At 67.2% G+C, this 17,965-nt stretch carries 18 protein-coding genes and 1 tRNA gene; 10 read left to right on the forward strand and 9 right to left on the reverse strand.

Features of this window, described 5'->3' with window-relative positions; translation table 11 throughout:
* Nucleotides 1-133: 133 nt before the first annotated feature.
* The 3 genes from Pth03_RS12435 (at nt 134) to Pth03_RS12445 (ending at nt 2,796) form a co-directional block, all read left to right on the forward strand.
* Nucleotides 134-913 carry a SigB/SigF/SigG family RNA polymerase sigma factor gene (locus Pth03_RS12435; protein WP_203944370.1) on the forward strand — a complete coding sequence of 260 codons (780 nt, stop codon included), beginning with the start codon at nt 134-136 and terminating at the stop codon, nt 911-913.
* Between the two features lie 122 nt (nt 914-1,035).
* Complete coding sequence (locus tag Pth03_RS12440) at nt 1,036-1,449, forward strand: ATP-binding protein (protein WP_203944371.1); 414 nt, start codon at nt 1,036-1,038, stop codon at nt 1,447-1,449.
* Nucleotides 1,450-1,467: 18 nt separating this feature from the next.
* Nucleotides 1,468-2,796: an NAD(P)/FAD-dependent oxidoreductase gene (locus Pth03_RS12445; protein ID WP_203944372.1), complete on the forward strand. Its 1,329-nt coding sequence runs from the start codon at nt 1,468-1,470 to the stop codon at nt 2,794-2,796.
* 21 nt (nt 2,797-2,817) lie between these two features.
* Here Pth03_RS12445 and Pth03_RS12450 read toward each other — a convergent pair whose 3' ends face one another.
* Genes Pth03_RS12450 through Pth03_RS12460 form a run of 3 tightly spaced genes read right to left on the reverse strand, consistent with a single transcriptional unit; the run spans nt 2,818 to nt 4,335 of the window.
* Nucleotides 2,818-3,003 (reverse strand): hypothetical protein, encoded by a 186-nt coding sequence (locus tag Pth03_RS12450; protein ID WP_203944373.1) that lies wholly within the window; start codon nt 3,001-3,003, stop codon nt 2,818-2,820.
* A 7-nt stretch (nt 3,004-3,010) separates the two neighbouring features.
* A complete protein-coding gene (locus Pth03_RS12455; protein ID WP_203944374.1) occupies nt 3,011-3,754 on the reverse strand; it encodes a hypothetical protein in 744 nt (247 codons plus the stop codon).
* Nucleotides 3,754-4,335, reverse strand: a complete 582-nt coding sequence (locus Pth03_RS12460; protein ID WP_203944375.1) for a hypothetical protein — start codon at nt 4,333-4,335, stop codon at nt 3,754-3,756. Before Pth03_RS12460 ends, Pth03_RS12455 begins: the two co-directional genes overlap by 1 nt.
* 121 nt (nt 4,336-4,456) lie before the next feature.
* On the opposite strand from Pth03_RS12460, the gene Pth03_RS12465 reads away from it, so the two are divergent.
* Nucleotides 4,457-4,777 (forward strand): DUF6458 family protein, encoded by a 321-nt coding sequence (locus Pth03_RS12465; protein ID WP_203944376.1) that lies wholly within the window; start codon nt 4,457-4,459, stop codon nt 4,775-4,777.
* Nucleotides 4,778-4,905: 128 nt separating this feature from the next.
* Here the strand turns inward: Pth03_RS12465 and Pth03_RS12470 are convergent, their stop codons facing one another.
* Complete coding sequence (locus tag Pth03_RS12470; protein ID WP_203944377.1) at nt 4,906-5,340, reverse strand: hypothetical protein; 435 nt, start codon at nt 5,338-5,340, stop codon at nt 4,906-4,908.
* An 84-nt stretch (nt 5,341-5,424) separates the two neighbouring features.
* On the opposite strand from Pth03_RS12470, the gene Pth03_RS12475 reads away from it, so the two are divergent.
* The 4 genes from Pth03_RS12475 to Pth03_RS12490 all read left to right on the forward strand — a co-directional run bounded on the left by Pth03_RS12475 (nt 5,425) and on the right by Pth03_RS12490 (nt 10,438).
* Nucleotides 5,425-5,498, forward strand: a tRNA-Pro gene (locus Pth03_RS12475).
* A gap of 1,790 nt (nt 5,499-7,288) precedes the next feature.
* Nucleotides 7,289-8,098, forward strand: a complete 810-nt coding sequence (locus tag Pth03_RS12480) for a hypothetical protein (protein WP_203944378.1) — start codon at nt 7,289-7,291, stop codon at nt 8,096-8,098.
* Between the two features lie 136 nt (nt 8,099-8,234).
* Nucleotides 8,235-9,953: a hypothetical protein gene (locus tag Pth03_RS12485; RefSeq protein ID WP_203944379.1), complete on the forward strand. Its 1,719-nt coding sequence runs from the start codon at nt 8,235-8,237 to the stop codon at nt 9,951-9,953.
* Nucleotides 9,950-10,438, forward strand: coding sequence for a hypothetical protein (locus tag Pth03_RS12490; protein WP_203944380.1), 489 nt, complete (start codon nt 9,950-9,952; stop codon nt 10,436-10,438). Before Pth03_RS12485 ends, Pth03_RS12490 begins: the two co-directional genes overlap by 4 nt.
* A 57-nt stretch (nt 10,439-10,495) precedes the next feature.
* On the opposite strand, the gene Pth03_RS12495 is transcribed toward Pth03_RS12490, so the two are convergent.
* The 3 genes from Pth03_RS12495 to Pth03_RS12505 form a co-directional block, all read right to left on the reverse strand.
* Nucleotides 10,496-11,278 (reverse strand): TSUP family transporter, encoded by a 783-nt coding sequence (locus Pth03_RS12495; RefSeq protein WP_373318532.1) that lies wholly within the window; start codon nt 11,276-11,278, stop codon nt 10,496-10,498.
* 107 nt (nt 11,279-11,385) lie between these two features.
* A complete protein-coding gene (locus Pth03_RS12500; protein WP_203944382.1) occupies nt 11,386-12,639 on the reverse strand; it encodes an MFS transporter in 1,254 nt (417 codons plus the stop codon).
* A 3-nt stretch (nt 12,640-12,642) separates the two neighbouring features.
* The gene (locus Pth03_RS12505; protein WP_203944413.1) at nt 12,643-13,974 is read right to left on the reverse strand and encodes an NAD(P)-binding domain-containing protein; all 1,332 of its coding nucleotides are present in this window, start codon (nt 13,972-13,974) and stop codon (nt 12,643-12,645) included.
* Nucleotides 13,975-14,108: 134 nt separating this feature from the next.
* On the opposite strand from Pth03_RS12505, the gene Pth03_RS12510 reads away from it, so the two are divergent.
* Together Pth03_RS12510 and Pth03_RS12515 are read left to right on the forward strand one after the other, a co-directional pair.
* Complete coding sequence (locus Pth03_RS12510; RefSeq protein ID WP_203944383.1) at nt 14,109-15,164, forward strand: flavin-containing monooxygenase; 1,056 nt, start codon at nt 14,109-14,111, stop codon at nt 15,162-15,164.
* Nucleotides 15,165-15,214: 50 nt separating this feature from the next.
* Nucleotides 15,215-15,580, forward strand: a complete 366-nt coding sequence (locus tag Pth03_RS12515; RefSeq protein ID WP_203944384.1) for an ArsR/SmtB family transcription factor — start codon at nt 15,215-15,217, stop codon at nt 15,578-15,580.
* A gap of 37 nt (nt 15,581-15,617) precedes the next feature.
* On the opposite strand, the gene arsB is transcribed toward Pth03_RS12515, so the two are convergent.
* Nucleotides 15,618-16,595 carry an ACR3 family arsenite efflux transporter gene (gene arsB, locus Pth03_RS12520; RefSeq protein WP_373318533.1) on the reverse strand — a complete coding sequence of 326 codons (978 nt, stop codon included), beginning with the start codon at nt 16,593-16,595 and terminating at the stop codon, nt 15,618-15,620.
* On the reverse strand, nt 16,592-17,962 hold the full coding sequence (locus tag Pth03_RS12525; protein WP_203944386.1) for an FAD-dependent oxidoreductase: 1,371 nt from the start codon (nt 17,960-17,962) through the stop codon (nt 16,592-16,594). The genes arsB and Pth03_RS12525 overlap by 4 nt, the downstream gene beginning before the upstream one ends.
* Nucleotides 17,963-17,965: the final 3 nt, after the last annotated feature.

The following is a 17,965-nucleotide window of genomic DNA, read 5'->3' on the forward strand; positions in this document are numbered from 1 at the left end:
AATTCTGGGCAATATAGTGCTTCAGAGGTCCAGCAGAGGGCCTCGTCTCGATACTTTAGCGAGGCGCGCCTTCTGCACGGGTGATCTCCCGGGCCGATGCCGCCCTCGCGGGACATACGAGGGGACCGCGCAGATGGCTGCCGATATCCGAGTAGCGACCATCAGCGATCAGACTGCTGAGGAACTCCTGGCCGAGCTGGCCTACGACGGACTGTCCGAAGACCGCCGTGCCCGCCTGCGGGAAGCCGTCGTCGAGATGCACCTGCCGATGGCACGCGAGATCGCCAGGAGATACGCCAACCGGGGCGAGCCGATGGAGGACCTTCTCCAGGCCGCCTACGTCGGGCTCATGAAAGCGATCAAGGGATTCGACCCCGACCTCGGGCACAGCTTCCGGGGCTACGCCATGGTCACCATGACGGGCGAGGTCAAGCGGCACTTCCGTGACCGCACCTGGGCCATCCGGGTTCCCCGCCTCTACCAGGAGCGGCGCTCCGAGCTGAACCGGCACGTCGCCGACATGACCCAGGAGCTCGGGCGCTTCCCGACCGTCGCCGAGCTCGCACAGAAGATGGGCCTCTCGGAAGAGGACATGCTGCTGACCATGGACGCCTCCGCGGCCTACAGCACGCTCTCCCTCGACGCCCCCATGGGAGCCGACGACGACGCGGCCGCGCTCGGCGACGTGCTCCCCGAGCAGAACGACACGCTGGACACCTTCGTGGACAGCGAGGCCGTCAAGCCCTTGATCGACCATCTCCCCGAGCGGGAGAAGAACATCCTCCTCCTGCGTTTCTACGGCAACCTGACCCAGGCCGAGATCGCCGCGGAGTTCGACATCTCCCAGATGCACGTTTCGAGAATCCTCAGAAAGACCCTTGACCAGCTCCGTTCCGGGCTCGTCGCGGGATGAGGGCGGTCGGTGATGTCCGGGATATCGCCGCCGACATGGCGATATCCCGGGGTATCTTCGTCCGTAACCCATGGCTCACCAGGTCGTACGGCTGAGCTCGGTCCGGTGGGAGGCGTTGCCGGGTGAATGAAGACGGCGTCCGTCCGGCCGCGGAGGTGACGGCCAAGGAGATCACGTTCTCCTTGGCCGACCTGCCCGAGGTCCGGGAGTTCGCCGCTGTCCAGGCCCGCGAGCGCGGCATGAGCGAAGAGGCCGTCGGCGACTTCCTCGTGGCGCTCAACGAGGTCGCGACCAACGCGGTGACCCACGGCTCGGCCAAGGCGCGGCTGCGGGTCCGGGCCGACGGCTCGGCCCTCGTGGTCGACGTGCACGACGACGGCCGCCACTGGCGCCCGGACGGCGAGCCCGGGCAGACCCCGCCCCCGGAGAACGCCACCAGCGGGATGGGCCTGTGGGTGGCTCGCCTGCTCAGCACCGACATAAAGGTTCGGACCGGGGCTGACGGGACGATCGTCTCGATGCGTTTCCCGATTTAGACCGGGTACGGGACCTCCATGACTGTCCCGCGAATTCTGATCGTCGGCGGCGGTTACGTCGGCATGTACGCCGCCCTGCGCCTCCAGCGCAGGCTCCGCCGCGAGCTCGCCCGGGGCCAGGTACGGATCACCGTGGCCGACTACGACTCCTACATGACCTATCAGCCGTTCCTGCCGGAGGCCGCCGCCGGCAACATCGAGCCGCGGCACGTGGTCGTCCCGCTCAGGAGGGTGCTCCGCCCCTGCGAGATCCTCAGCGGGCGCGTGCGCTCCGTCAGCCTCGCCGACCGCACCGCGGAGTTCCGCCCGCATGAGGGGCCCGACTACACGATCCACTATGACTACCTGGTCTTCGCGCCGGGCTCGGTGTCGCGCCTCCTGCCCATACCCGGGCTCACCGAGCACGGCATCGGCTTCAAGACGGTCGAAGAGGCCATCCACCTGCGCAACCACGTGCTCCTCAAGCTCGACGTCGCCGCCTCGACCACGGACGAGCGGGTGCGCCGCCGCGCGCTGACGTTCGTCTTCGTCGGCGGAGGATACGCGGGAGTCGAGGTGCTGGGTGAGCTCGAGGACATGGCCGCCGACGCCTGCCGGTCCTTCGAAGGGATCAGCAGAGGAGACATGCGGTGGGTCCTCGTCGAGGCCAGCGACCGCATCCTCCCCGAAGTCGGCCCGGACATGGCCAGGTGGACGGCCGACGAACTGCGCCGGCGCGGCATCGAGGTCCGCACCCGCACCCTGCTCCGATCGGCCGAGAACGGGCACATCGTGCTGAGTGACGGGCAGGAGTTCGACGCCGAGACCCTCGTGTGGACCGCCGGCGTCAAACCCCACCCGCTCTCCTGCTCGGGAGACCTGCCCCTCGACGAGAAAGGCCGGGTGAAGGTCACCGCCACGATGAGGATCCAGGGGACCGGCTTCGCCTTCAGCGCCGGCGACGTCGCCGCCGTCCCCGACCTCACCAGGCCGGGCGAGTTCTGCGCGCCCAGCGCCCAGCACGCCGTACGGCAGGCCGGCCGGCTGGCCGACAACGTCGTGGCGACCATGAAGGGCCGGCCGTGCGAGCCGTACGCGCACAGGAACGCGGGCTCGGTCGCCAGCCTGGGGCTCTACAAGGGAGTGGCGGAGGTCTACGGCTACCAGGTGCGCGGATTCCCCGCGTGGTTCATGCATCGCACCTACCACCTGATGCGCATGCCCACCTTCAACAAGAAGTCGCGCATTTTGATGGACTGGACGCTCGGGCTGCTGTTCCCGAGGGAGATCGTCTCGCTCGGCGCGTTCCAGCGGCCGCGGGCCGAGTTCGAGGCCGCCGCACGTACCTCCGCGCCGACGCGGCCGTAAGAGAGCAGGCTGCGATTCTGGTCAGCGGCGGGCACGCCGGTATCCGCGCCAGGAGCCCACGCCGGCCGTGCCTATGCCCGCCTGATGGAGCGCGAGCAGGCACAGGCCGAGCGCGATCAGCGCGGTCAGCCCGATTCCGATACTGGCGTTGAGAAGGTCGAGGAGAAAGGCGATTCCGAAGACGATCGCCGCGGCGATGGCGAGCATTGCAGTCTCACTTTCCGGTCAGTCGGGCGAGGAGGGTGTGATATTCGCGGAGGGCCAGCCGGAGGGTCTCGGTGTCGCCTCCGTCGCTGTTCTTCCACCGGTCCGCCAGGGATCGGCGGCGTGAGGCGAAGGCCGTCACGGCCTCTTCGACGAGAGCTTCGGCCTGCTCGACCGAACTGCGCGGATCGTCGACGAACTGCGCCTTGATCTCGTGCCAGCGCCGCTCGACGTCGGCGTCCAGCCGCGTTTCGCCGCCGGACGGCGTGGCGGTTTCCACGGCTCCGCCGGCGACCTTTTCGTCCGTGGGATAGAGGGAACGTTCCCCGGCTCGGCTCCCGTTCTCGTTCCGGCCTGCGGGGGCGCCGAGGGCACGCCCGGCGTCGGAGTCGTCCGCTTCGGCTTCGGCCGGCGTGGCCGTACGCGGGGAGCCGGTCGGATCGGGCGCCAGAACGTCGGCGCCGCTCTGCGAGGCCCCGTGTGCCTGTGTTTCCGGTGGGCCCGCGTTGTCGGCGCCGTGCCGGTCGACGTTCCCGGCGCCCATCACGTAGACGGGCCTGGGCTCCCGCCCGTCGTCCGCGGAGATGCGAGGATCCGTTCCCGTGGGGTCGGGCGTCTCGGAGATCGGGGCCTCAGCGGGGGAGTAGATCGGGCCGGGGCCGTCGTGTTCGTCACGCCGGTCCTTGAAGGGCTCCGCGGTCTCCGGAGCCGGTCGACCGGCTGAGCCGTACCGGTTCTCGTAGGGGTTGTGCATCACAGGTCAGCCTCCTCGGCAGCGGTGCGGCCGGCGTGACGGCCGTTTCCGGCGTCGACCAGCAGTTCCTGGAAGAGAGCGCGGTAGTGGACCATCGCCCGCCGGAGCTCCTCGGTCGAAGCCTCCTGGCGGGCGGCACGGCCGCTGATGTCGTGCGCCGCGCGATAGTGGTCCAAGGTCGCGGCATGGGCGACCGACAGGTCGCTCAGCCGCTGCTCGAAGTCGTCGGTCGGGTAGCCGCGCTCGGCCATGACGGACGTGACCAGGGCGTCGGCCTCCGTCACGGCGAAGCCGGGCGCGTCGACGAACCGTTCCTGAACCTCGGTCCACTTCTTGTCGTAGGCGTTCCGGGTCTCCGGATCGAGCGGCCTGATGTCGAGAGTGGCGTGACGCTCCTCGCGGGAGCGCAACTCCTGCTCGGCCTCTTTACGGCTGTCGCTCTCCTCGATCACCCGGTCATATTCCGGCCCGAACCGATCCCGCAGGTGACGGCGGCGATTCTGGGTCGGCACGAGATAGCCGACCGCCAGGAGCACCACCAGGACGGCTACGACGACGGCCACCCACGTAATGGCGGACATATGTGCCTCCAGGGTGATTGTTCGTTGTGCGAGTCCGACTGCCCTGGAAAGCGGCCTTCACGCATTGCGTAACGCGCGATTTGAGGGGTAGGGGCGGTCATCACCGTCTGAGGAGGTAATCATGGGCTTCGGAGCCAGCCTCGCTTTCCTGGCGATCGGCGCAGTGCTCGCCTTCGCCGTTAAATGGGACATCCCTGGCATCGACCTGCAGATGATCGGCTGGATCCTCATGGCCGTCGGCGCCGTCGGGGCACTGCTGACCGGCCTCTACACGCGCCGGCCGCACGCGGAGGACACGGTTGAGACCGTGGAGCCTGACGTGCTGTACACCGTGGACCCGCCCGCCTCGACCCAGGTGCACGTGCACGAGACCGAGGTACGGCCGAGCGGGCGGCAGGCGCACGTCCAGGACGAGACGACCCCCATCAAGCGCCTCGACTGACCTCGACCAGGGCTGGGTCTGGATCGCTTGGGGACCGATGACCTGCCCGGTGGATCGCATGTGCACGCGGGGCCGTACAAGGTCGTGGCCGGCCCGGGATGGTCGGCGCGGCTTCGGTGATCGGCTGCCTACTGATCGGCCTGATGTGGCAAGAGGGCCCGCTGCGCTTCCGCCAGAACCATGGCGATGTGGGAGGGCTCGCGGGCCGGAACCTCCTGGAAACCGTTCTCCTGGTCGTAGGTGATGTCGAGATCGCCGTCCACCAGCCGGCTCGCCCACCGGACGGCCGTGTTGATCTTTTCTTTCGGGACCGTACGGCCCTGCGCGACGGCCGACAGGTTACGAAGATTCGTGGCGGGGCCGCTCTGGGCGTGCTCCCGGCTCAGCCTCCAGGGGAGGGCCCGGCTGTGGTCGGTCATCGGCTTGGACAGCCCCGCCGCCCGTTTGGCCTGGAGGATTCCGGAATCGGTCACCCCGAAGTGCGCGGCGAGACGGGCGTTCGACCAGCCTTCCGCAGCCAGGCGGCGGAGCTCTTCTTGATCGATACGAGGCTTCCTACCCATGATCCAAAGCCTAGGCGTGCGGGCGTAAGCGTGTACGCACCTGCCTTCAAACTGCGCTAAGGTTGGTGACGCCCGGACGGGCAGCGGGACGTAGCGCAGCTTGGTAGCGCACTTGACTGGGGGTCAAGGGGTCGCAGGTTCAAATCCTGTCGTCCCGACTCTGTTTCGGCAGGTCGGAAGCCTGATCATCTTTGGGATGGTCAGGCTTTTTGCTTGTCTGACCGTCATCTGACCGTGAGCTGGAGCCTGCCGGACCGTTCTGACCGCTACCTATCAATGCTGGACGCGACCAGGCGATTCGCGCTCTGCGGTGCCCTCGAAGAGCACATGTTCAAATGAGCTTTCCGGGTCAGGCATCCCATATGCGAATCTACAGCGTAAAGGGCGACGCCGATCGCGCCGGGTGGAGAGCCGCCCGCGTCCGATCAGGCTGGATGGTTGAGGATCTTGCGGAGGATGCTGAGGTTGTAGGCCCGGAGAGTTTGTGCCGGTGCCTTGGGCGTGTAGTTGGTGTAGTCGAGGGCGAGTACGACTGGCCCTGGAGGATCAGTGTTGTGCTGACGGAGGTGCGTTCGCCGTTGACGTTCATGAGTTGCTCGATCTGGTGGCCGTGCCAGCCGAAGGCATCAGATTCATAGGTCTGAGGGGTGGAGATGCCGCCGATCCGCCTTGTCGCGTCCACGGGGTCGCTTGTGGATCCGTTGTAGCGGCATTGGGGGAGTTTGCGGTTGACCTGCCGCATGAGCGCGGAAGCGGTCGCTGAATCGGGCAGCACCCAGCCTTGCTGCGTCAGGCGTCCCTTGTAGGGGACGGTGATTTCGCGCCTAGCGGTGGCGTACTGCTTGTCGACGGGGGAGTGTTGATCGGGTTGAGCGGCACGCAGAGGTTCACCCTCGAGAGGGTGCCAGGGACGGTACGGGTCTCGCCGCCGGCGAGTTCAGCTTCGGCGGGATCGAGGAAGAGCGTAGTGACGTCGTCGCCGGTTTCGGATTGCGCCGAGTAGGCGACTGGGCTGGGCGTGGTGACTGAGGGAGTGTCGACACGGGCAGTCCCCTCGGTGCTAGCTCCGCACCCGGCTGCCATGAGACCGAACAGCCGCGAGATGACCCAGCGACTCATTCCAGCACTCCGCTCTCTGCGCACCGGAGCGACTCTGAGGCAAGGGGCTGAATGTTGCAGCTGAGACTCTGCAACATTGGATCTCTCTCGAGCGTTTCTTGCCAGACCTAGGACTTGCCACCTCGAGAGGGAGTCCCAGGCATGGTCTTACGCGCCCCTAGACCAGCGCGTCCAACTTGACCTCATCGTCGAAGCGGCCGGCGTGTTCCGCGAGGAAGCAGCCATCGACGAAGCCGAGGACGATGTGTGTGAACGGTGCCGCCGGCGGCGACGTCGACTACCTATTGCGTTGCTCGCGTTCAACATCGACGACCCGAGTTCACCCGCGGCTTCGACGCTGAGCAGATCTGGGAGCGGCTCGAACGCGACCGCTACGTGCACTAGCCTGCCGCCCACGCCAGCAACGCAGAGATGTTCATCCGCATGGCCGAGACGTTCCTCCTGCCGTTCCGCGCCAAGCACCTCGCCGACGACTGGATCTCCATCACGATCGGCATCCCTGCCGCTGGCACCTGACTCCGGCCGGCGGGCGATGTTCCGCGAACACCCCTCGTTGAAGGCCGACGTATCGGCGAGGTCATGAAGAACCGGCCCGACAAGACGTCGCTGATGCCGGCGGGAGTCGGCCGTCGAGTAGGTGCGCTGGCGTCGCGACCTGTACGCGGGTCCCTGTGGACCATTGACCGGAACACCTTGGAGACCCGATGAACCCTGACACCCAGTACAACGACAACACGCGGTGCCAAGCTCGGGCTGCGGCTGTTAGTCGGCCAGTGGAGTCCCGGCCGCCCTTCTTGACCCCTGCCAGACCGGCCGTAGATCATGGTTTATGAGCCTCATACCCCCGGTGTTGAGCCGCCTGGTAAGGCGATGGAGTACCGGCCGGTTCATCTTCTTCGTGGTCGGCGCCGGCCTTGCCTGCGTGGCCGTAGCTGCGGGCTCCTCCACCTACGCCGACGCGTACGACTTCGCAGACGCCTCGCGATGCGACACCCTGCCAGCCGACCGGCGGATGGACTGCATCACCACAGTGGCGGTGACCGTCGTCTCGCGCTCGATCTCCACGACCCCGGACCATCAGCCTCCGGTGAACCCGCTCCCGAACCCGCCTCCCCTCCCGCCGCCCCAGCCGCCCATCTTCAGGATGGCCGCAGTGGGCGTCGCCGCCGCTGCGGACGTCGATTACGAGGTGGTCGTCGAGGTCGTCGGGACGTCCCACCGCCGGTACACGGTCCCGGTGGACAAGCAGCTGTACGACGAGGCCTGGCCCGGCGCGCACGGGATGGCCGACATGTGGCGCGGTCACGTGCTGAGGCTGTCCATCGGCGGTTCCCGCAGCGTCGGAGCATGGATCCCGATGGGTTTCGCCTTCGCTTGCGCCGTCGGGTGGGTCGGGGCGGTGCTGATGGGCGGCTCGCTGCTGGTGTCCACGCGCCTTCCCTGGTCCGCGTTCGACCGCCTGGGCCTGATCGGGTTCCCCCTCATAGCGGCCGGATTCTTCGTCCCCTTCCTCCTTGCCGTCCCGTGGCGACCGGCGTGGCGGGTGGTGCCCGTCGTCATGGCGTGCCTCGCGGCAATTTTGATCGTCGCGGCCCTCTGGGCCAACCAGGCGGGCCTACGCCGCGGGCCGCGGAGGTAGCGCCGCCGACAGCGGACTTCGGGAGGCCCGGCGTATCCCGGGCGAGGGACCCAGAAGTAGGGGAACCGCCGCAAGCTACCACGCCGCACAGCAGACGATCGCGCTCGACGGCGACGTGGTGCTGTCGGCTGGTGGCGTGGACGACACCAGGTACGCGGCCCTCGGCCGGATCGGGCCGATCCCGGGCAGCGTGACGTTCACCGCCACCGGCGGCGTGATCACCTACTCGGCGGACCACACTTTGGATGTGGAGGTCCAGTTCTGGCTGGGCAAGGTAGCTGCGCTGACCGGGCTTCAGGCACCGCGCTACGACAACGGCGCCTCGGTGGTCGATGCCGGCTGCGCCAAGGGGGCAGGCGGCTGTGCGGACGGTGGTCCGTTCTGCACCACCGACCACGGCTGCTTCGGTCTGACCGGCATCATCAACGTCTCAGGCCTGCCGACCCAGCTGACCATAGACCCGACGAAGAGCAGCTACTCCTTCGCCGGGTACCAGCCCCGCGCCAACGCGCTCACCCTGTACGTTGACGATTCGGTCTTCGTACAGTCCCCGCCGAGCCGAATCAAGGCCGAGGCGACTCTGGCTGATCTACCTTCAGGAATCACCTTCACCCTTGGCCCGATCAAGCTGACCGGGACGCTGGACATCGCCTACCACTCGGACGTGCTGTCGGCCGGGAAGCTGGACGTGCACGCGCAGGCCGACCAGGTGCCGATCTTCGGCTCGACCAGCGCACTGGCTCACCTGGATCCGATCCCGGGCAGGCTCGCGATCAGCGGAACGGTCGGCTCGCCCACGTCCGTGACGGTCAAGGACTCTGCGGTGATCAACTCGCTGTCGCTCCGGGCCACCGGAACCTTCAACGGGGCCCCGGCGACCGGCCTGGTGGCCTTGCGCGACGTACCCACCGACATGACCGTCGAGGCGAACGGCTTCGGCACCACCCAGGGTGACAACATCCCGACGTTGCACTACGTCGCGAACGACGGCCTGGACACCTTGGATGCCGACGTCCAGGTCGAAGCGAACATGGTGAAGAACCTCAATCCGGGGATCATCGGCGCCGACGACCTCGAACTGCACATCACCAACCTCGGCCACCTGACCGAGGTCGGGTTCAACCCCACGACCCAGATCGCTGCGATCACCTCCACGCCGAAGACCGACGAGCTGAAGATGATCGGCAACCTGCACCTACGGGTGCCGAGGATTCAGCCCGACCCCGACATCACCTTCTTCAACTGGCTGGGCCGCGTGAAGGGGCGGTTCTACGGACATGCGGAGGTGAAGGACAGCTGGATCAGTAACATCACCTTCGACCTGACGGACGTGCGGACCGCGAACCTGCAACCCGGCAACATTCGAACCGACTCGCTGTTCGGCAGTCTGCCGCGCGAACTCGGTTACCTGTTCCTGGGCTTTGACGGATCGTTCGGCACCGCCGGCATCTCGATGGCCGGGGTCCACCTCGACCTGGATATCGATCTGTACCTCAGGATCGACAAGATCGTCGGGCCCGACTTCTTCCAGGAGCACTTGAACCTGACCCGCCTTTACGACAGCGTGTACTTCCATCGCTACGACGACCAGCACCAGAGCGTGGACAAGTTCACCTTGACGGACTGGGGCATCCCGATCGCCGACATCACGGTCACCGCCGTGCCCGGACTGGCGGAGGAGGTGCCAAACGTGGTCACTGTGCCCGGCGCCCGGCCCAGCTTGATCGCCATGCTGGACCCGGGCGGCGAGGTGGACGACTTCGTCTTCAACATTCTGGCGTACGCCGCCTGGCCGTACTCCGGCGATCACTCGCCGAAGCTCGACACCGGCAGTTCCGGAGGAGGAATCTGTTGACAGTCTCATCCGGCGGCCCGCCGGTGTTACGCCACCCGGGGGGCGCCGGCTTGATCGCCCTGCTGCTGGCTGTCGGGGGCAGCACAGTCAGCGGTTGCGGCACCAGGTGTACCGGGACCACGCTGCAGGTTCAGGCGGTCGAGGTCGGTGACACCCGTGCCCCGCTGACCGTCAGCGCTCGCTTGACCCGCGACGGGCGGCCCCTGGCAGGCGTCCAGGTGAAGCTGGCGGTGAACCTGGTCGGCGACGACAACGCGCATACCGACGCCCTGTTCTACGCCGACACCGATGCCGACGGGCGCGCGAGCGTCACCCGGCGGGAGGGAGTCGCCGGACTCTCCTTCCCCAGCCATCGGGTCACCGGGTACGCCGCGTACTTCCAACCTCTGAGCCCTCTAAACGGGGTCGCCTACTGCTGGTCCAGCGCGGGCGCGCCGATCACCTGCCGCACGGGGGACGCCGTCGGGACGTGCCCGCGCGATTGACCCGTCCCCGATGCCGGCCGCCTCCGATGAGGAGATGAACCACTTTCTGGGATGCGATTAGCCGAGGGCTTGGGCGATGTACATACCGCCGAGGACGACAGCCAGAGCTCCCAGCGTGAGTCGAAGAGTGGTCTCGGGGAGTCGGGGTTGTAGTCGGGCTCCGAGGTATCCACCGATGAGGCCGCCCAATCCGCAGAGCAGACCCAGTGGCCAATTGGGGCCGATGTCGTCGCCTGTGCCGAGTGCGAGCAGAGCGTAGGTGCCCGCGCCCACGATGGATGTGAAGAACGTTGAGGCCAGAGCGGCGGGTGCCACCTTGCTTACCGGAAGTCCTCGCCCAACCAGGATGGGACCAAGGATCGAGCCGCCGCCGATGCCGTAGACCCCGCCCACCACGCCTACGGCCAGGGCGAGGAGGGTGATGGAACGGCGAGACGGCTCCCGGGCGAGATGCTGACTTGGTGGACGCAGTGTTCGGACGAAAAGCCAGGAGCCCAAGGGGAGCAGGAGCAGCCCCACGATGAAGCGGAAGACTCCCGGTCCCGGGACAGCGAAGACTCGAATGACTGCCCCTATGACGACGCCGGGAAGGGTGCCCATCACCAGTTGCCGAGTCAGCGGGCCGGCTGCGTTTCCGTTTCGCCGGTAACGCAGCAGCGCACCGGGTCCGGCCACGACGTTGTACAGCAAGTTTGTGGGCGTAACCGCTGGGCTCGGCACACCAAGCACGCTGAACTGCACTGGCAGCAGGAATACCGCGCCCGACACCCCAACCGGGGCGGTCACCAAGGCAATCAGTAGGCCAGTCAGGCCACCCACCAAACCTGTCACCCAAGTCACCCAGCACAGTGTGTCGTGTCTGGGAGGTGCGCGTAGCGCCGGCAGTGCAGTGTCGAATTGCTGCATGACCAGCTGTTCCCGCCCTTGGCCGTACTCACGATGTGCGGTCAGGTCGGATCAACGTGATCAGCACTAGAAGGTTGGTCGACGTGGGTGCCGAGGGCAAGGGCAGCGGCCAACCCTGACATCGCGGCGAGCAGGATGAACAGGTTCGCGTAGCCACCCAAGGGGACGGCCAGGGCGGCACCGGCGAAGGGGGCGAGGGCGGAAGCACTGAGGGTGGGTGCGGCCAGCAGGCCGGACAGGCGCCCGTAGTGGGTGGCGCCCCAGCGGTCGGGTACGGCGGTGGCCTGAAGCAGGGTGAGGTTGCCGCGGACCATGCCCGCGATGATGGAGATCACCGTCAACAACGTGACGGGGCCGGGGATGACCGCCAGCGCCAATGTAGTGAGACCCCCGGCGGCGATGAGCACGACCGTCCGGGCAGTCACTCCGGTCCGTCGGGTAAGAACGACGTACAGGGACCGCCCGAGAGTTTGTCCTGCACCGCCCAAGCCGAGTGCCCAGGCTGCTGCAGTCGTGGAGACGCCACGTTCGGCGAACAGGGGAACCAAGGCGATTACGACGGCGTATTCCGCGAAACTCGACACGGTGAGGGCTGCGGCGAGCAGAACGAACGGTCCGGTGCGGGCGACCGATTCCTTGGTTGAGCCCCTCGATGCATGGGCGGCGGCGGGTGTCGGTGGGGCTGGAGGCCAGGGCGCCCGGAGCGCGAGCGCATGGGCTGGGATGGTGCTGGCGGCCAGGACTATGGCGAGCACCACGTAGGTGGTGCGCCATGACAGGTGCTCGTTCAGGGTCGCGGTGAACGGGGCGAAGACGGTGGAGGCGAGTCCGCCGGCGAGGGTGATGATCGTTATTGCGCGGACGCGGTCGTCTCCCCACCAGCGGGCGACGGCGGCGAATGCCGGTTGGTAGAGGGTGGCGGCCATCGATACCCCGGCGAGCAGCCATGCTGCGGTGAATGCGGCGAGGTTGGGCGCGCAGGCGGCGGCCAGCATGCTGGCGACCCCGAGGATGGAACCGGTGGTCATCACTGTGCGTGGGCCGCGGGCGTCGAGGATGCGCCCGATCGGGATTCCGGCGAACGCGGAAACCAGAAGGGCAGCCGAATAGGCCGCGGTGGTAGCGGTTGTAGGCCATCCGGTGTCGGCGGTGATGGCCGGGTTGAGGACGGGGAAGGCGTAGTAGATCACGCCCCAGCCGACGATCTGCGTGATGCACAGAGCGGGCAGGGCGGCGCGCGGCCGTGGCAGGACGTAGGGTCCCGTCGCGGCCGCGCGGTCGTCGAGGTTGGTCACAGGTCAGCAGCCGCCGGCGGAGACGGGAGCGCGGAGACCGATCTGCAGCGTGGCTGGGACGGCGCAGCAGCCCCCGACCGCAGCCTGGTCGCTGTCGGCCTGGTCGAACAGGCCAGCTCCGCCGCACACCCCGGTGTCGGGGAGAACGAGTTCTACGCGTTCGGCGGCTTCGTGGTCGCCCGCGATGGCGGCGGCGATGGACCGGGTCTGCTCGTATCCGGTCATGGCCAGGAACGTGGGCGCCCGGCCGTAGGCCTTCATGCCGACCAGATAGATGCCCCGCTCGGGGTGGGACAGTTCCTTGACGCCGTGCGGGTAGACGGTGCCGCAGGAGTGCACGTTCGGGTCGATCAGCGGGGCGAGCGCAACCGGTGCCTGCAAACGCTCGTCCAGGCCGAGACGGACCTCGGACAGGAAGGACAGGTCAGGTCGGAAACCGGTCAGCACGATCACCTCGTCGACAGGCTCGGTGCGGCGGCCGTCGTCGGCGACGAGCACCAGGCGCTCACCGTCCCGCTCGACCGCAGCGGTGCGGAAGCCGGTGACCGCGCTGGCGTGGCCGGCGTCGACGGCAGCCTTGGCGGCAAGTCCGAGAGCGCCACGGGCTGGAAGCTGGTCGGCCTCGCCACCGCCGTAGGTGTTGGCGCCGATTCCGCGCCGCAAGATCCATACCGCGTGGGTGCCGGGCTCCTGCTTGGCCAAGTCGGCGAGGGTCGCCAGTGCGGTGAAGGCGGAGGCGCCGGAGCCGACCACGGCGGTGCGCCGTCCGGCGTAGCGGGCACGCACGGACGGCTCGCGCAGGTCAGGGACCCGGTAGGAGATCCGGTCGGCCGCGGACTTCTCGCCGAGTGCTGGCAGGCCGTCTCCGCCGAGCGGGCTGGGAGTGGTCCAGGTGCCGGACGCGTCGATGACGGCGCGGGCGGTGATCCGTTCCTCGCCTCCCTCGGGGGTGGAGATGTGCACGGTGAAGGGCTGGTCGTCTCGGCCGGAATCGACCAGGCGGTCCCGCCCCGCCTTGGCTACGCCGGTGACGGTGGCGTTGTACCGGACCTTGTCGCCAAGGACGTCGGCAAGCGGCTGCAGGTACTGCGCGGCCCATTCACCGCCGGATGGGTACGACGCCGGATCGGGATGCACCCACCCAGTCGGGGCGAGCAACTTCTCAGCGGCAGGATCGACGACCTCGCTCCAGGTAGAGAACAGCCGCACATGTGACCACTCGCGTACGGCGGAGCCGGCTGCGGGGCCGGCCTCCAGCACGAGCGGGTCGAGGCCACGTTCGACCAGGTGGGCGGCGGCGGCCAGCCCGACAGGGCCGGCTCCGATCACGACCATGGGTAGCTCATCGGTGGCAGGCACGGTCACGACGGCTCCTTGTCATCACTGTCTGTGGGGTTGCGCGGCCAGCATGGCATCTGTTTCGATAAACGTCAATATAGACGTTTCTCGAAACAGGGAAGGGTTTGGTCATGGAGCATGCCGACGTCGTGGTGATTGGAGGCGGCCAGTCAGGGCTCGCCACGGCACATGCACTGCTGCGCCAAGGGCTCAAGCCAGTGATCCTGGAGGCATCCGGACGGGCGGCCGGATCGTGGCCGCGGTACTACGACAGCCTCACGCTGTTCTCGCCCGCCCGCTACAGCTCGCTGCCCGGCATGCCGTTCGGCGGGGATCCGGACCGCCACCCGCACCGTGACGAGGTCACCGACTACCTCACGACCTATGCCGCACGCTTGAACACCGAGATCCGCACCAACGCTCGCGTCGAGGAGGTACGCGGCGACGAGGGCGGCTTCAAGATCTTCGTGCAGGCCGGCAGCGAGTTGACGGCGCGAGTTGTGGTCGCGGCGAGCGGGACATTCGGCAACCCCTACTGGCCTGCTCTGCCAGGTCTGGACGGCTTCACCGGCACCGTGCTGCACGCGGCCGAGTACGCCAGCCCCGAACCGTTCTCCGGACAACGCATCGTCGTGGTGGGAGCGGGCAACTCAGCCGTGCAGATCGCCGCCGAACTTGCCGACATAGCCCAGGTGACGCTGGCCACCCGCACGCCGGTGCGTTTCGCCCGCCAGCACATCCTTGGCCGAGACCTGCACTTCTGGCTAAGGCGCACCGGCCTGGACACCGCCCCCCTTGGTCGCGTCCTACGTACGCCCCCGACCCAGCCGGTCCTGGATGACGGCCGCTACCGCGCGGCCCTGAACAGCGACAAGCCAGACCAGCAGACCCTCTTCACCGAGATCAGCGACAACAAGATCACCTGGCCAGACGGCACAACGGAGCAGGTCGACACGATCATCCTGGCCACCGGATACCGCCCCGACCTGCCCTATCTCGACGGCCTCGGCGCCCTCGACCAGCACGGACATCCTCTGCACCGTGACGGCGCATCCTTGACCCGTCCTGGTCTGGCGTATGTGGGATTGGAATGGCTGCGCAGCCTGTCGTCCAATTCCCTGCGGGGCGTGGGTCGTGATGCTGAGCGTGTCGCGCGCCGCATGGCAAACCACCTTGCCCGGTCATGACGGCGTCGCCAACCCTCACACGGTGGTTCGATATGTGTCAACATAGACGTATGTCGAACGCTCTCTCGTTGCCGGTGTTGGAGCCCGACGTCGTGGAGCCGTGCTGCCCGCCACTGACGGAACGCCCGCTCACCGCCGAGGAGTCCGAGCGGACAGCGGTCATGTTCAAGGCGCTCAGCGACCCCGTGCGCCTGCGTCTGTTCTCCTTGGTCGCCTCCCACCCCGGCGGTGAGGCATGCGTCTGCGACATCTCCGACGTCGGAGTGTCCGGGCCGACCGTCTCCTTCCACCTGAAGAAGCTCAAGCAGGCCGGTCTGCTTGCATCAGAGCGGCGCGGGACCTGGGTCTACTACCGTGTCGAGCCCAGCGTGCTGGCAGCGATGGGCGCCCTGCTGACGAGCCCCGTCCGGGCGTAACGTGCACTAAAGGGTCGTTGGCGTCAGCGGCGGCTCCTTAGGCTCGCCGTGCCATTCCCTCCCGTGCTGAGGCTGTGAATCTCTTGCGCCACGCAAGTGAGACGTAGACCAAGCCCACGAGCACTGGGACCTCGATCAGCGGGCCGACGACGCCGGACAGGGCTTGGCCGGAGGTCACGCCGAAAGTAGCGATGGCCACCGCGATCGCGAGTTCGAAGTTATTGCCGGCCGCAGTGAAGGCCAGTGTGGCGGTGCGGTCGTATGCCAGGCCGATCGCCTTGCCGAGTGCGAAGGTCCCGAACCACATCAGGCCGAAGTAGGCCAACAGCGGCAACGCGATCCGTGCCACGTCACCCGGCTCAGAGGTGATCATCTTTCCTTGCAGGGCAAAGAGAATCACGATCGTGAACAGCAGGCCGTACAACGCCCAAGGGGCGATCTTCGGCAAAAAGGCGCTCTCGTACCGCTGACGGCCAAGCCTGCGTTCGCCGAGCCGGCGGGTGAGGAATCCGGCCAGCAACGGGATGCCAAGGAAGATGACGACGTTGAGGGCGATCTTCCCGGCGGAGATGTCGAGGTGCTGGCCGTCGCCGAGGCCGAGCCATCCGGGCAGCAGGTCCAGGTAGAACCAACCAAGCAGACCGAAGGCCAGCACCTGAAAGACAGAGTTCAGCGCTACGAGGACGGCGGCGGCTTCACGGTCGCCGCAGGCGAGGTCGTTCCAGATGATCACCATGGCTATGCAGCGGGCAAGACCGACGATGATCAGTCCAGTGCGGTACTCCGGCAGATCCGGCAGGAAAATCCACGCGAGGGCGAACATCACGGCAGGGCCGATGAGCCAGTTGATCACTAGTGAGGAGCTCATCAACCTGCGATCACCAGTAACGGCGTCGAGCTTGTCGTAGCGCACTTTTGCCAGCACGGGGTACATCATGATCAGCAGGCCGAGGGCGATGGGCAGCGAGATGTCGCTGAGAGTAGGCGCCGCTGATTCAGTACCCTCCGGCCTCAGCGATCGCGCAACCACGCATGCGCCGCGAGTTGCGTCGCGTCATAGGGGCTGCCGAGCGGTGGGGTGTATGCCAGATCAAGGTCACCTATGTCCGCCACGCCGGCGCCGTAGTGGATCGCGGTGGCGTAGGTGTCGACGCGTTTGGCGATCTCAGCCTCGAGCCGTCCCACGAGTTGTGCGCCGAGGAGCCGACCGGTCGTGCGATCACCGGTGATGTTGATGTGCACCGGTGTCGCGCCCGGGTAGTACGCCTTGTGATCGTCATAGCTGCCGGTGACCGTGAGCGGCGCGTAACCGGCATCACGGGCTGCTCCGTCTTGCAGACCTGTCGCCGCGATAACGGTGTCGAACACCTTGACGACCTGGGTGGAGCAGACACCGGAGAAGGTCGCGTCACCGCCGACAGCGTTCTCTCCGGCAACACGCCCCTGCTTGTGCGCGGTCGTACCCAGCGGAAGGTAGGCCGGGGAGGGGAGCAGTCGGTGATGAGTGTGAACACAGTCGCCTGCGGCGTACACATCCGGAATGCTCGTCCGCATGCGGGGATCGACGACGATGGCCCCGCGGATGCCGAGTTGAGCGCCGGCGGCAGCCGCTAGCGAGGCCTCGGGACGAACGCCCGTCACCACGAGCACCACATCCGCACGCCGCGTGGAACCGTCAGAGCACGACAGGAGCACACCGGCGGGGCCGTCGTCATCGCGGGCGATCGAGCTGACCGTCATGCCGGTCAGCACTTCGACTCCGTGTCCGGCCAGCTCAGCTTCGACCCGCTTGGCCAGCTCAGGGTCCAGCGTGTTCGGCAGGACCTGAGGGAACTGCTCAAACACGGTGACGTGGATGCCCCTTGCGGATAAGGCTTCGGCCATCTCCACGCCGATGTAGCCCGCTCCGATGATCGCCGCAGCGGCTGGATGGCGCTTGTCCAGGTCATCGGTGAGGGAGAAGGTGTCGTCCATGGAGTGCAGAACATGCACACCATCAGTGGCACCCAACTGGTCGAGGCCCCGGATAGGTGGCCGGGCAGGGACGGCGCCGGTGGCGATGATCAGCTTGTCGTAGCCGATTTGCCGGAGGTCGCCGTCGCTTCCGTGCGTTTGAACGATGTGGGCGGTCGAGTCGATGGAGACGGCAGTCTCGCTCAGCCGCAACCGCATACCCGTGGCCTCAATGTCCGCCCGCGTTCGATGTGCGAGGGACCGCCAATCGGGAACGTCTCCGGAGATGTGGTACGGAATGCCGCAGATGGAATAGTTCGGGTATTCGTCGGCCACGACCACCGTGACGTCCACGTCAGGAGCCAATTCCCGCGCGCGAAGGGCGGCCGTGATGCCGGCGTCACTTCCCCCGATGATCACCAGATCCATTGC

Source organism: Planotetraspora thailandica, assembly GCF_016863335.1.
In the GTDB taxonomy this organism is placed as follows: Bacteria; Actinomycetota; Actinomycetes; order Streptosporangiales; family Streptosporangiaceae; genus Planotetraspora; species Planotetraspora thailandica.